The 14,354-nt window shown below is 40.1% G+C and carries 15 protein-coding genes; 6 read left to right on the top strand and 9 right to left on the bottom strand.

All coding sequences use genetic code 11. The features are described 5' to 3' along the window. Positions 1-34: 34 nt before the first annotated feature. From V514_RS0100575 to V514_RS0100540, 8 genes are all read right to left on the bottom strand, one after another. Positions 35-1,075 carry a ribonucleotide-diphosphate reductase subunit beta gene (locus V514_RS0100575; RefSeq protein ID WP_029497709.1) on the bottom strand — a complete coding sequence of 347 codons (1,041 nt, stop codon included), beginning with the start codon at positions 1,073-1,075 and terminating at the stop codon, positions 35-37. 238 nt (positions 1,076-1,313) lie between these two features. Continuing rightward, positions 1,314-3,545: a ribonucleoside-diphosphate reductase subunit alpha gene (locus V514_RS0100570; protein ID WP_029497708.1), complete on the bottom strand. Its 2,232-nt coding sequence runs from the start codon at positions 3,543-3,545 to the stop codon at positions 1,314-1,316. A 633-nt stretch (positions 3,546-4,178) separates the two neighbouring features. Next, positions 4,179-4,700 carry a PepSY domain-containing protein gene (locus V514_RS19560; protein ID WP_029497707.1) on the bottom strand — a complete coding sequence of 174 codons (522 nt, stop codon included), beginning with the start codon at positions 4,698-4,700 and terminating at the stop codon, positions 4,179-4,181. Between the two features lie 159 nt (positions 4,701-4,859). Beyond that, positions 4,860-5,354, bottom strand: coding sequence for a PepSY domain-containing protein (locus V514_RS18625; RefSeq protein WP_029497706.1), 495 nt, complete (start codon positions 5,352-5,354; stop codon positions 4,860-4,862). 99 nt (positions 5,355-5,453) lie between these two features. Then, on the bottom strand, positions 5,454-5,954 hold the full coding sequence (locus V514_RS19555; protein WP_029497705.1) for a PepSY domain-containing protein: 501 nt from the start codon (positions 5,952-5,954) through the stop codon (positions 5,454-5,456). Further along, the gene (locus V514_RS0100550; protein WP_029497704.1) at positions 5,947-7,299 is read right to left on the bottom strand and encodes a sensor histidine kinase; all 1,353 of its coding nucleotides are present in this window, start codon (positions 7,297-7,299) and stop codon (positions 5,947-5,949) included. Before V514_RS0100550 ends, V514_RS19555 begins: the two co-directional genes overlap by 8 nt. A 1-nt stretch (position 7,300) precedes the next feature. Then, the gene (locus tag V514_RS0100545; protein ID WP_029497703.1) at positions 7,301-7,981 is read right to left on the bottom strand and encodes a response regulator transcription factor; all 681 of its coding nucleotides are present in this window, start codon (positions 7,979-7,981) and stop codon (positions 7,301-7,303) included. A gap of 119 nt (positions 7,982-8,100) precedes the next feature. Next, positions 8,101-8,928, bottom strand: a complete 828-nt coding sequence (locus tag V514_RS0100540; protein ID WP_029497702.1) for an undecaprenyl-diphosphate phosphatase — start codon at positions 8,926-8,928, stop codon at positions 8,101-8,103. Between the two features lie 203 nt (positions 8,929-9,131). On the opposite strand from V514_RS0100540, the gene V514_RS0100535 reads away from it, so the two are divergent. The 6 genes from V514_RS0100535 to V514_RS0100510 all read left to right on the top strand — a co-directional run bounded on the left by V514_RS0100535 (position 9,132) and on the right by V514_RS0100510 (position 14,065). After that, the gene (locus tag V514_RS0100535; RefSeq protein ID WP_029497701.1) at positions 9,132-9,485 is read left to right on the top strand and encodes a lmo0954 family membrane protein; all 354 of its coding nucleotides are present in this window, start codon (positions 9,132-9,134) and stop codon (positions 9,483-9,485) included. A gap of 22 nt (positions 9,486-9,507) precedes the next feature. Then, complete coding sequence (locus V514_RS0100530; protein WP_029497700.1) at positions 9,508-10,146, top strand: PspA/IM30 family protein; 639 nt, start codon at positions 9,508-9,510, stop codon at positions 10,144-10,146. 93 nt (positions 10,147-10,239) lie between these two features. Further along, positions 10,240-10,920, top strand: coding sequence for a cell wall-active antibiotics response protein LiaF (gene liaF / locus V514_RS0100525; protein ID WP_029497699.1), 681 nt, complete (start codon positions 10,240-10,242; stop codon positions 10,918-10,920). Then, positions 10,917-11,939 (top strand): sensor histidine kinase, encoded by a 1,023-nt coding sequence (locus tag V514_RS0100520; protein WP_029497698.1) that lies wholly within the window; start codon positions 10,917-10,919, stop codon positions 11,937-11,939. The genes liaF and V514_RS0100520 overlap by 4 nt, the downstream gene beginning before the upstream one ends. Further along, positions 11,936-12,565 carry a response regulator transcription factor gene (locus V514_RS0100515; protein WP_029497697.1) on the top strand — a complete coding sequence of 210 codons (630 nt, stop codon included), beginning with the start codon at positions 11,936-11,938 and terminating at the stop codon, positions 12,563-12,565. The genes V514_RS0100520 and V514_RS0100515 overlap by 4 nt, the downstream gene beginning before the upstream one ends. A gap of 213 nt (positions 12,566-12,778) precedes the next feature. Further along, a complete protein-coding gene (locus V514_RS0100510; protein WP_029497696.1) occupies positions 12,779-14,065 on the top strand; it encodes a helix-turn-helix domain-containing protein in 1,287 nt (428 codons plus the stop codon). 84 nt (positions 14,066-14,149) lie between these two features. On the opposite strand, the gene V514_RS20290 is transcribed toward V514_RS0100510, so the two are convergent. After that, the gene (locus tag V514_RS20290; protein WP_161630155.1) at positions 14,150-14,302 is read right to left on the bottom strand and encodes a hypothetical protein; all 153 of its coding nucleotides are present in this window, start codon (positions 14,300-14,302) and stop codon (positions 14,150-14,152) included. Positions 14,303-14,354 lie beyond the last annotated feature (52 nt).

Genomic DNA, 14,354 nt, shown 5'->3' with positions numbered 1-14,354 from the left:
TCGGAAAGTCCCAAGCTCGTGCTTTTATGCGACATTATAATTCGTCAAAACCGTTGTCTTTAACATTTACTTTCGTATATTGACGTGATTTTTGTTCGAAGAAATCCGTTTTACCTAAATCTACATCTTCGTACGCTTTAATCCATTTTAATGGGTTTTTACGGTAGCCTTCAAATGGACGCTCATAACCTAATTGGTTACAACGCACATTCGCGTAGAAGTAAATATAATCTTCAACATCTTCAATATCTAAGCCATCGATTTTTTCACCGATGACTTCATTTGCCCATTCAATCTCAAGTGCCGCAGCTTCACGGAACACGCCTTGTACGTATTCAGCACGCTCTGGCGTATCGTATTGTGGGTATTCTTCTAATAATTCTTTATAAATTTTCACGAATAAATCAACGTGTAATTGCTCATCGCGGTTAATATAGTTAATCATTGTGCTTGTTGCGACCATTTTTTGGTTACGCGCTAAGTGGTAGAAGAATGAGAAACCTGAGTAGAAGAATAAGCCTTCTAAAATAACGTCATGGACGATCGAATCCAGCATATTTTCTACTGTTGGGTCGTTTGAGAATTTTTCATAACCTTTGATGACGAAATCATTACGTTTTTCAAGAACTGTTTCTGTACGCCAGTAGTCGAAAATACGATCTTGTTCATCTTTTGATACAAGGCTTGAAAGAATATATGAATACGAGTGGTTGTGAATAACTTCTTGTTGCGCAAGGATAATCATTAACGCATTTAGACTTGAGTCTGTTAAGAAATCGGCCACGCGACCAGCGTAGTCTGTTTGAATACTATCTAAAAGAGCTAATAAGCCGATGATTTTTTTAAATGTTTCTTTTTCATCATCTGATAAGCCTGGGAAATGCTTCACATCAGATGACATATTAATTTCAAATGGAGTCCAGAAGTTACCAAGCATTTTTTTGTATTTAGGATAAGCCCAGCTAAAACGAACGTCATCCCAGTTTAAAACATTTGATGTACGACCATTGACGATAGCCGTCGAGCGGTTTGGTGCCTCTTTATCCATTAATTTACGTGGTTCAATTTTTGTCATACTTTGTCTCTCCTCTTCAAACTAAAATCCCATACAACTTCACTGCATGCAGCAAATTATTTGTATGAGATTCTGATGGTTTTCAATGTATTTATAATACCACATTTTTAATAAAATAAACATGAGACATGTGAATTTTATATTACTTTTAGGATACAAAAAGTCGAATAAATAGTTTCATGTACCCAAAACAGAGAATACTTATCGTAAGCATCCTCTGTTTGTTTTTACTATAAAATTAGCTTGCGCAAGATTCACATTCTAGTAATTCAACAGATGTTGAACGCACGTAGTACGTTGTTTTAATGCCGGCAGCCCACGCATTGATATGAAGCTCAAGTAAGTCTTTTGCTTTCACTGTATTTTGCACGTAAAGGTTTAATGAAATCCCTTGGTCAATATGGCGTGCGCGTGCAGCGTTTTGTTTAATTGTCCAGTTTTGATCGATGAAATAAGCTGATTTATAATACCAAGTTGTTTTTTCGTTTAAATCTGGAACCGTTACTGGAATCTTGTAATCTTTTTTCTCTTCAGAATACGATTTTTGGAAAATTGGGTCGATACTTGCAGTTGAGCCTGCAATGATTGATGTTGATGAGTTTGGTGCTACAGCCATTAAATAACCGTTACGCATACCTTGCTTCGCCACTGTTTCTTTTAGTGCATCCCATTTTTCATCGCCATCATAACCATGTTTTGTGAAGTATTCACCTGTTTGCCAGTCAGAACCTTCAAAGTATGGATAATGACCTTTTTCGACTGCTAATTCTGATGACGCTTGAATTGTTAAATACGCAATTTTTTCGTATAACGTATCCGCATAAGCAACCGCTTCATCTGTTTCCCAAGCGATGCCTTGTTGTGCGATTAAGTGATGCCAGCCGAATGTACCAAGACCGATACCGCGGTAGCGAGAGTTTGTAAGCTCTGCTTGCGCTACTGGAATCGTATTTAATTCGATAACGTTATCAAGCATACGCACTTGAATTGGAATTAGGCGTTCTAAAACGTCTGCCGGAACAGCGCGACCTAGGTTGATTGATGATAAGTTACATACAACGAAGTCACCCGCTTTACGACGCGTTACGATGATGCCATCTTCAAGCGTTGTTGATTCGTATGTTGTCGCACTCATGTTTTGCATAATTTCTGTGCAAAGGTTTGATGAGTAAATCATCCCTTGGTGGTTGTTCGCATTTTGACGGTTTACTTCGTCGCGGTAGAACATGAACGGTACACCCGTTTCAAGTTGAGAACGCATAATACGTTTCATAATGTCGATTGCTTGAACCGCTGTACGTGGTAATTCAGGGTTTGCGACACATTGCATATATTTATCGCGGAATGAGCCTTCGCCGCGTTTTTCATCGTAGTTGTCTTCTAAATCAAAGCCCATAATTGTACGAACTTCATGTGGGTCGAATAAGTACCATTCGCCGCGCTCTTCAACAGTTTCCATGAAAATATCCGGTAAGCACACGCCCGTGAAAATATCGTGTGCACGCATACGCTCGTCACCATTATTTAATTTTAAATCTAGAAATGGCATGATATCTTTGTGCCATACATCAAGGTAAACAGCGATTGCCCCTTGACGTTGACCTAATTGGTCTACAGATACGGCTGTGTTGTTTAATTGTTTAATCCAAGGAATAACGCCTGATGACGCGCCTTTGAATCCACGGATTGATGAACCACGGCTACGAACTTTACCCATGTAAACGCCGATACCGCCACCAAATTTAGAAAGTGTTGCAACGTCTGTATTTGAATCGTAAATACCTTGTAAGCTGTCATCTACTGTATCGATGAAGCAAGAAGATAATTGGCCATGTGTTTTACCAGCATTTGATAATGTTGGTGTCGCTGTCGTCATGTATAGGTTTGACATTGCCCAATAAGCTTCGTTAACCTTCGTTAAACGGTCCTCTGTTTCGTCTTGCATTAAAGTCATCGCAATGATCATGAAACGCTCTTGTGGAAGCTCTAAAGGTGTTTTGTCGAAGTCGCATGTTACGTAGCGATCAAGTAATGTTTTTAAACCGATATATGTGAAAATTTCATCGCGGTGACGGTCGATCATCGCCGCTAATTGTTCGCGCTCTTGTGCTGTATATTTTTCAATTAAGAATGTTTCGTACAAACCTTTATCAACTAATTTCTCGATGTGCTCTGGGAATTTAGTGTACACTTCTTCAGGATTTGCAACGCCACGTTTTTCAGCAGCGTCTTTGTAAGTTTCCATAATAAGGAGACGTGCTGCAACGAATGTCCAGTAAGGTTCTTGTTCATCTAAGAAACCTAGAGCATCTAAGCTAAGCGCTTTTGTCCATTCTGCATCATCTGCATCTGGATGTCTTGTTTCAAAACGCTCATGTTTACGTAGTAAGGGACTTAACTCCTCACGACCGTATTTTTCTTCTAACTGTGCTAAGATTGATTGTCTATCATATGTCATCATCTGAACCATTCTCACTGCCTGCCACTGCTCAACAGAACAACTTTCTGTTAATTGCTGTCGTAGCAGGCTTCACCTCCTTCTTTATAATCCAAAATAAAAAAACGAGCAAAATTACAGCAAAATAATGTCTTACATTATTTCCTATAGCCTTCGTTTTTAGATTCTCATATTCTTTTCAACACAATATCTTGTGTCAAGCTATTCTAGGAATGATATTTCTATAAGCATTCCATATTTGCTTTAACACTCTATTTTTTTTAAAAACCCTAATATATTCGGCCGATTCGGGAAATAATCAGGATATGCCTATTTTCTAATATAACACAATATCTTGTGTCTTCTAGAGAAGTACATACAAATATATTGTGGTTTTTTCATAATATCTAATCTATCATATTTTTCACCGTTTCAACAAGGTATAAAACCTAATTATTTAAAAAGCACACTAAAGCCCTATAGTTTCACCAAACATGTTATAAAAATTATTCTTTTGCAGTATTTACAGCTGTGTTCTTGGTGTTTTTTTGACAACGCAAAAAACCGAACAACTGCTCGCCGCTCGGTTAAAATTAATTAATATTGGAATATATCGTTTTAGAACATTCGGTTTCATGCCCTCTTATACAAATTTACGTTGTCTGACTACTCATCTTGTGTATCGCGTTCATATTCTAAAATTTTACCAGTCGTTGCATCGATTTCTAATTCGTGTTCGTAGTCATGTTTCACTATTTCTACATCGTAACGACTTTGCCCGTCATCGTCATCTAATTCAAGTTTCACGATTTCGCCATCTGGTACTTTTTTCAGCGCAATTTCTCGTGCCTGTTCTTCTGACACCGTAACGTCATGTGCTGGTTTATAGTCCTTTTCAACAGTTGTAGCGTTGCCATTATTTTTTTTCACTTCTACTTCATAAACGTAATCGCCATCGCGAATATCAAACTCATAATCATCATCGTCTTGCTCACTGCTAATAATCGAACCTTTCACTTTCTGTAGCGCGATTTTTTGCGCCTCGTCGACTGTCATTGTAGTCGTTTGAGCTGTGACCGCCGATTTCACACCTGTTGTTAGTTGAGAAGCGTTTGACGCCGCATACCCAATAATCCCCGATACCCCCAACGTGCCAACTAAAGCTGTTACGATCAATGCTTTTTTCATATTCAATCGCCCCTTGTTATTTTCTATAGTTCTACTATACAAAGACAACGTTAACGCTTTTGGTGAACAACATTAACGTTTCATGAGAAAGTTAGCGAGCCAACAAAAAAGAGCCACACCTATTGGCACAGCTCTCTCGCTTGTTGTTGGAAGTTGCGATTAGTCGCGGTCGTCACGCTCATATTCTAAAATTTTACCTGTTTTTGCGCTAATTTCTAGCTCATATTCGTAGTTCCCTTTCACCATCTCTACGTCATATTTACCATCATCTAGCTCTAGTTTTGTTATTTTTGCGTTTGGCACTTTTTTCAGCGCAATCTTTTTTGCTTCGTCACGTGAAATGTTAACTTTTTTCACTGGCTTGTATTCTTTATCTGTAATGTACGCTTTACCAGTACGCTTTTCCACTTCTACTTCATAAATATAGTTACCTTTGCGGATTTCAAACTCATACTCACCATCATCTGCATAGCGGTCCGCTTCGATAATTTTGCCGTTAACTTTTTTCAACGCAATTTTTTTCGCTTCTGCATAGCTTACACTTTTCGCCGATGCCTCAGTTGCTGTGTCCGCTTGACCTGCTGCCGCATAGCCGACGATACCTGATAAGCCGATTGTTGTTGCTAAAACCGTTGTCGTGAATAATTTCTTCATGTTTGTCATCCTCCTAGTTTGTGTAGCTCTTACTATTCTTTATTATAAAGGAGCAACATGAGAGCTTTCGGTGAGGAACATTAGAATTCCATGAGAAAATTAATCGTCCCATGTAATCGATAACACTTCACCTGAGAGCGCATGAATTTGAAACGTTGCTTCTGCATCATCGCCATCGATTTCAATTAAATAATAGCCGCCATCGGATGTACTACGATACGACAGTTCATCGACACTACCCGCTAATTCCTTATGCGCAATGGCAATCGCTTCGTCATCCGTTAGCATTTTTGTTAGCGGCTCGGTTTCTTTCTTCTCCGGCACATTGTATTTCCCGGCAATTTTCACAAGCGTTTCAACGTGCCCGTCTAGCTCATCAACGGTCACGTTATAAATGATGCCATCTTTCTTAAAACGGAAAATCGCACTGTCATCTTTTTCAGCAATATACTTCGGCGTCACATCATAAATTAAACGAATACGCTCCGCTAGTTCATCATGTGATAGCGGCTCTGGCTTAATCGTTTCCGCCCAAACAAAATAGGCACTGGCACTAATAATCATGAGCACTAACACGATTAATAATAACGTTTTACGCATCAAACCCCTCCCGCTCATACGGTACATAGCAATGTAGCGTTGTTCCTTGCCCGACCGTACTATCAATATCAATTTTAGCATGTAAGCGCTCGGCTAACTCCTTCGCGATTGCGAGGCCTAATCCCGTACCACCAGACTGACGATTACGGTCCTCACTCACGCGATAAAAGCGCTCAAACACACGCGCAAGCATCTCTTTTGGAATCCCTTCTCCATAATCGCGCACCATAATATGCACATACTGCGACTCGCACCTAGCAGTCAATTCGATAACATCGTCACTATAACGACGTGCATTGTCTAAAAAAATAAACAACAGCTGCTTCAACTTAGCTTCATCGGTAACACATATCGAAGTCTCCGCTTGTACGACGTAGCGTTCACCATACACTTGCGTAAGCTGTTCAGCCATTTCTTCAAGCATCGACTTAATATTTACACGATTAAAGACGACTGCTTGTTCAGTATTTTTAGCGAGTGCGAGCATTTGCTCCATCATCGCCTTCATGCGCTTTGATTCACTCGCAATCGCCTCAACCGCTTCCTTCGTAATGTCAGCATTACTCGTACCACGGCGCTTTAATAAACTCGCATAGCTTTCAATAATCGTCAGCGGTGTGCGCAATTCATGTGACGCATTCGATAAAAATTGCTCCTGTTTGCGATAGTTTTCTTCAATTTGACCAATCATGCCATTAAACGTGCGCCCCATCTCTGACAGCTCGTCCTTGCCTTTAGAAGCGAGCGGAATCGTTTCAAATTCACCGCTACGCTTATTGCGGCGCATCGTAGCAATTAGTCGTTCAATTGGCTGCGTAATAACGCGCGAGAGTGCCATATTCGACAACAAAATTGGCAGCATCGCGAGTACGGTCACAATCGTTAGCACGAGGCGTAGCATATACAAATTGCGCTCGGTTTCTTCTAACGATTGCGATATGTGCAACTCAGCGATGTCTCCGTTCTTCCAAATGAACGGTGTATTCGTACTCATAAACGGCTTATCATCTGCGCGATTAATCGCATACGAAGCACCATGTTCAAATGTTGGCTTAAAGCCTTCTAAATCGGATGTCGTTTGCACTTTCAAACTCTTTTTCCCTTGCTGAACAATGGACACCGCTCCGTCTGCCGGCACATAAGCGCGCAGCATCTCAGTCGCCTCTTCTCGACTATCGGTACCTTGTAGCAATGTAATCAAGTCCTCGCCGCGCTTAATCACATGCGACGCCTCGCGATCATACGTCATTTTTTCGTACACATAATATACAGCTAAATCGGTACAAACGAGCATCAGTAACATAAGTGCTGTCGTATACGTATGAATTTTTGTTCTAAGCTTCAAGCTACCCCTCCTTCAAGACATAACCAACGCCACGCACCGTTTGAATAAGCTCGGTATCAAGCTTTTGTCGCAAGTAGCGCACATACACATCCACAACATTTGTGTCGCCGTAGTAATCGTAGCCCCATACTGCATCTAAAATTTGCTCACGCGTCAGCACTTGTTTTGGATGCGCAGCAAAATACGCCAACAACTCAAATTCTCGCTTCGTGAGCTCAACTTGCTCCCCGCGCCATGATACTTCACGCATTTGTGTATGCACCGTTAATTGACCAACTGTAAATAAATACGGGTCCGCTTCTTCTAATGTCTCTTTTTTACGGAAACGTAGCGTCACGCGAATACGCGCGAGCAGTTCCTCCATCTCAAAAGGCTTCGTAATATAATCATTGGCGCCGAGGTCGAGCCCTGCCACTTTATCACTCACCGCATCTTTTGCAGTCAATAGTAACACCGGCGTGTCATATTCCGTTGCGCGAATGCGCTTTAACACATCTAAGCCGTTCATTCCCGGCAACATCACATCAAGCAAAATCAAATCCCATTGCTGTTCTCGGTACAAAATCAAGCCGTCCGTACCACTATGCGCCACCCCTGTTTCATAGCCTTCAAATTGCAGCTCTAACTCTAACACGCGTGCAATTTTTTGTTCGTCTTCAATGATTAAAATACGCTCGCCCATCTATGTCACGACCCTTATGTTTTTTCTTCATTTTAACAGCTATTTCTTAGAACATGGTGAGAATGCACAAAAAAAAGAGACTCGGACAACGCCGAACCTCTTTGCAGTTTCTTCTATTATTATAAGAAAACGATAATCGCTAAAATAATCGCGACAACAATACGATAAATCGCAAATGGTACAAGCTTGATGCGGTCGATTAATTTCAAGAAGAATTTAATTGATAATAATGCGAATACAAAGGCACTAATAAAACCAACAGCATAAAAGCCCATGTCTGCCGGATTGATTTCATCCCAGTGTTTAATTAATGACACACCACTCGCACCAGCCATAATTGGCACCGCCATAATAAACGTGAAATCCGCGGCTGTTTTATGACTTAAGCCAAATAGTACACCACCTGAAATCGTTGAACCTGAACGCGAAAATCCTGGCCATAATGATAAACATTGTACAAGGCCGATGAAGAAGGCGTTTTTGTAGCTCAATTGATCAAGTGACGTAATGCGCGGCACTTTTGGACCAAGCTTATCAGCTGCAATCATTAAGAACGCGCCGACAAGTAAACCGATAATAACCGTTTCAATACTAAATAAATATTCGTCGATGTAATCTTCGAATAATAAACCTAAAATACCTGCAGGAATAATCCCGATTAATACGTGCATCAAGTTAAAGTGACTTGATTTTGTTTGACCTTCAAAATGATACAAGCCAATCAGACTTAAAATACGTTTCCACATGACGACAACAACGGCCAAGATGGACCCAAGCTGAATGACAATTTTAAAGGTGTTAGCAGATGAGTCACCTAAAAACTCACTTGTTTTCAACCACATATCATCGACGATAATCATATGTCCCGTAGATGATACAGGCGCAAATTCCGTCATCCCTTCGACAAAGCCGAGGATGAGTGCTTTTAAAAATTCAATAAAATCCATATGCGACTCCTTTTCCAATACACAGAATGTGGCATTATCATACCACAATTTATGCCCCTATTTCTTTTACGTTTGTGTAAAAAAATACATAGCTGATTGGAACTCAGCCTCTAGACCTAGTTGAAAATCCATTTGTAGACCGTTAAGAAAGACGCGAAATCCACGTATGATAAAGATACAAACAACGAAGGAGGCACATGAACATGAAAAAATTTGGTTTAGCTCTTCTCGGTATTATCGCCGGGATTACAATTTTAGGAATGCTTGGCCCGCTTGGAGGATTATTGTTTTCAGCAGCCATCGCTTACGCAGGAGTTCACTTCTATATTAAATCGGATACTACTTTCGCAAAAGTCGTATGGGCTTTAGTTGCCATCGCTGCGGCATTATCAACGATTGCAAACTTCCCTGGCCTACTTGGTTTAGCTGCCATCGCGTTACTTGTCTACGTCTATAAAAAAGGCGACTGGGGTACGCGCAAAAAATCGCAGACGAAAAAAACATCAAATGACCCATTCCAAAATTTCGAAAAAGAATGGCATAACTTAACAAAATAATCCCCATTAGGAGGCACTTACTATGAAGTTATTAGAACGTTTAAAATACGCCATTGAAGCGGATTTTAAAGTCGAACCAAAACCTGAAAATCCATTAGCACGTTTAAATCAATATATTAACGAGGCAGAAGCGCAAACAAACGATACGAAAAAATATTTAGAGCGCCAAGTTTCGTTAAAGCAACATCTTGAAGCACAGCTTGCAGAAGCACAAGACATTTTAGCGAAGCGCCAAACACAGGCACAATTAGCACAACAAGCTGGTGAACCCGATTTAATCGCATTCGCCGAAACCGAACAAGCTGTTTATACGAGTCGCGTGCAACTATTAACGCAAACGATTCATAACACTACTAATGAATTGATTGCACTCGAACAAAAACATGAGCAAATGAAGCATAAAATCGAGGATATGAAAATTCGTCAGCTACAATTAATGGGCTACGAAAACAATGTGCGTGCCAACTATCATATGGATGCGATGCTACATCCTGAAACGCATAAGCATGTGTCGACCGTTGATGATATGCGCTACTACATCGACAACTTGCAATCGCCAACACAAGTTGTTGACAAAGCAAGTTCATTAGAAGCACGCTTAAATGCGTTGCAACATGAAATGCCGGCAACACAATTACCGACATTGGAAAAAGGAGAATAAATATTATACACTCGTAAGAGAACAAGAAAACAGAAAGTCGCGCAACCGCGCGTTTTTTCTGTTTTCTACTATACTTAAAAGGAGGGGCCTACTATGACACAGCGCACGAATACGTTTACGATTTTCTTTGTTGTCGCACTCATGCTGATGTTTGTCGAAGGATTTTTATTTGGAAATGGCAGTATTGTCTTTGCTGTCGCCGGCTTATTTGGCATTATTTTTGCGATGAAGAAAAAAACACGCGTCATTTTTTGGATTAGCGCCGGCATGATTGTGCTCGTACTCGTGTCGATGTGGAGTATGCGCCTCATCGTCCTTGCAATATTAGGCTATGTCGTTATAAAAATGATGCGCAAAGAGCCTGTTGAATTTGATTTTTCAAGCTATAAAGGCGCCTCAAAAAAGAATAGCAATCCAATTGTCGCGTTCGATTCAATGGAAGCGGCTGAAGCATATGAATGGCGTGACGTGCATATTCAAAATGCGGCTGGCGATATTATGATCGATACAACGTCGACCATTTTACCAAAAGATACGTCACTCATTACAGTGCGCCAAGGCTTCGGCAAAACGACCGTCTATGTACCTTACGAAGTGCCGGTACGCATTCACTTCAACACATTATTCGGTGAAATCCATGCCTTTGATAACCAATATAATCGTTTATTCAATGAATCCATCACACTGCAAGACGGCGTTAAAATTGATACGCCACAACAATTGATTATTACCGTATCAACATTCCTTGGAGACTTGGAGGTTATACGAAAATGACCAAACTTATTATGCGCTTTATGGCGTTTCTTCTATTATTCACGTTTACCTTTGTGCTTATCGGCTTATTCTTTTGGCATACGCCAGAAGGTTTTACGATTTTACTCGAAAAGAAATTTTTGGAGCTGTCATATGCTGTCTGGCTACTCATCATTTTTAGTACGCTAAGCTTATTTATTTCGTTGTGGTCGATTTCACTGACACAACAACGCGATTACACGTATGCGCAAATGCTTGACCATCTGTTACGAGGGAATGCGACGCTACCTAAAAAGCGCACGCTGCCGCGTAAACAAACAGCACAAGTTGCCGAGTTAGCCGAATTGATTCAAACACAGAAAAAAAGTTTACAACGTTTAATTAATGACGACGCGAAGGCGAAAGAAGCGATGATTGAAGAACAAGTGATTCAAGAACGCCAGCGCCTCGCACGCGAATTACATGATTCGGTGTCGCAGCAACTATTCGCCGCATCGATGCTACTATCAGCCATTAACGAAACAATCGATGTCAATGAAACATCGGCGAAACAACTTCAACAAACGGAAAAAATCGTTCAACAAGCGCAATTAGAAATGCGCGCGTTGCTCCTTCACTTGCGCCCTGCCGCGTTAAAAGGCAAAACACTTGCCGAAGGAATGACCGACTTATTAATGGAATTACGCCAAAAGGTGCTATTCACGATTCATGAGCGCATTGAAGAAGTACGCCTGCCAAAAGGTGCCGAAGATCACGTGTTCCGCATCGCACAAGAAACGTTATCAAATACCTTGCGTCACTCAAAGGCAAGCGAAGTGGACCTCCTTCTTGTTGAGCGCAACAACCGCGTCATTTTACGCGTACAAGATAATGGCGTTGGCTTTGAACTAGATGATGACACACATGGCGGCTCTTACGGTTTACGCAATATTGAAGAACGCACAATCGAAATCGGTGGCACGTGTAAAATTGTCTCCGTCCCAAATCAAGGAACGATTATTGAAGTCCAAATCCCAACCGAACAGGAGGAATCGGCATGATTCGTGTATTACTAGCAGATGATCATGAAATGGTGCGCATTGGCGTATCGGCTTATTTGCAAGCACAGCCTGATATGGAAGTAGTCGCCGAAGCTGAAAATGGTCAGCAAGCTGTCGACAAGGCACTCGAAACCCGTCCTGATATTATTTTAATGGATATGGTGATGCCGGTTATGACCGGCGCCGAAGCTACCGCGGAAATTATAAAACAATGGCCCGATGCTAAAATTATGGTCGTCACGAGCTTCTTAGATGACGACAAAGTGTACCCGGCACTTGAAGCTGGTGCAATTAGTTATATTTTAAAAACAACAAATGCGAAAAGCATCGCCGAAGCCATTCGTAAAACATGTAATGGCACATCGGTATTAGAACCCGAAGTTACGACGAAAATGATGCAGCGTATGCGCCAACCTGAGCACGCGTTGCATGAAGATTTAACCGAGCGCGAATCAGAAGTACTGCTCTTGATGGCGCGTGGTATGACCAACCAAGAAATTGCTGACGAACTTTTTATCGCCTTAAAAACCGTCAAAACACATGTCAGCAACATTTTATCGAAACTAGAAGTACAAGACCGCACGCAAGCTGTCGTCTATGCGTTCTCCCATCATTTAGTCAATTAAACAACGATCAAAAGCAGCAATCGCCGGATTACTGCTTTTTTTAATAGTCGCATGCTCTTATGAAACAAAAAGACATTTTTAGCAACAAAATTTTTTTTTACAATTTCTTCGTCATTGGCTATATTTTTTTGTTCATTAAAGTTTTTCAAATAGTAAAAAACTTAAAATTTCGGTATTATTAGTACATATTAATTAAAAAGAAAGGGGTTTCAATTGAAATTCGGGCAAAGAATTAAATTACAACGCCTCAAACGCCATATGACGCAACAGCAACTTGCAGAAAAGATTTGTTCTACATCGTATCTCAGCAAAATTGAAAAAGGCCATGTTATTCCAAAACATGAGATTCAACAAGCGCTACTCAATCGTCTAGAAATTCATGAGCCCCTCATAAAATTAGATGAACAAACTTTTATGGAAAATATTCAAGCAGCTTACCGAGCTGTCTTGGCAATTCAAACTAAAACACATGCTCGCATTGCATTTAATACGTTTTCAAGTACACAAATCGTGCTCGAAAACAAAGAAAATTTTTATATAGCTAATTTATATTTATTGTATTTTTCATTAATTGCTGAAGAACCACCTGATAATATTCAACATTTAAGCGACGGTATTTTAGCAATTAAAGATAAATTTACCCCGTATCAAAAGTTTTTATACAATGCGATTAGCTCGAAGTTTTTTTATGAAAAAAAACAATATGAAGAAGCAAAAAATGCAATCTTTGAAGCGCTCAGAATCAAAAACTCCATTACGATTGAAGATATGGAGTACGGTGCACTGTTAGAGTTGGAAGGATCGATTCATTTCCACTTATATGAACAAGGGAATGCCTTCTCACGACTGCGCGCTGCATTGGACATTTTCTTAAACAACCATGCGCATGAAAAAATATTATCAACGTACAATTTTTTAGGATTAATCAATTTACAATTTGGTAACTATGACTTTGCGTTAAAATTTTTAAATACCGGTTATAACTATGCTATACAGTTAGCGAAAAAACATCATTACGGACCATTACTACAAAATATCGGTTACACGTATGCACGGATGAATCAACCAAAACGAGCCATTGATTATTATCGCCGCAGTTTAAACAATACAATAGAACCATTTAAAAAACTTACGACCATTCATGCCGTCGTACGCGAATATTCAAAAGAAAATCAAGCAGAACAAGTTGCCAAATGGTGCGCATATGGCCTCGAGTTAATAACAGCGCATCATTTAGATCAAGCTGCAAAAAGTTATTACTATCATTTTCATATTTATACGATGGTACATAAACTTGAACAATTTAATATCGCTTGCTTCGAACAGGCGATTCAACATTTTAGCGTATTAAAAGACTATCACAACGTTCAAAAATATGCCTTTGTATTGGCACAAAAATATGAGCAAACAGAGCAGTATGAAGATGCGGTCATCTACTACCGTATCGCCAATGAAGCGTCATGCTCTGTGCGTGCTATTAGAGATTGGCAAGATCTTTAAAAAAAAGAGGCTGCTCATCGCAACCTCTTTTTTCTTTGAGCAGCTATTTAATCGTCCACCGAAAATAGCGCTTTACTTGTTCTACTATGGAATTAAATTCATAACAAAATTTGTGATATGCTGTAAAGACGTAAAATTAAATAATTGCTGCGAACAAAACAGCATGCTAAAACTAGCTAACACGAGCGAAAACACAGAACCAACTAAAGCACCTTTTGTCGGCGACTTACTAGACATAAATAGCGGACCCTCCCGTACGTTTTTTAAGTTATTGCCAGTATACTGTATA

This window comes from Kurthia huakuii LAM0618, from assembly GCF_000505545.1.
Taxonomy (GTDB): Bacteria; Bacillota; Bacilli; order Bacillales_A; family Planococcaceae; genus Kurthia; species Kurthia huakuii.
This window is presented reverse-complemented; position numbering and strand designations above follow the sequence as displayed.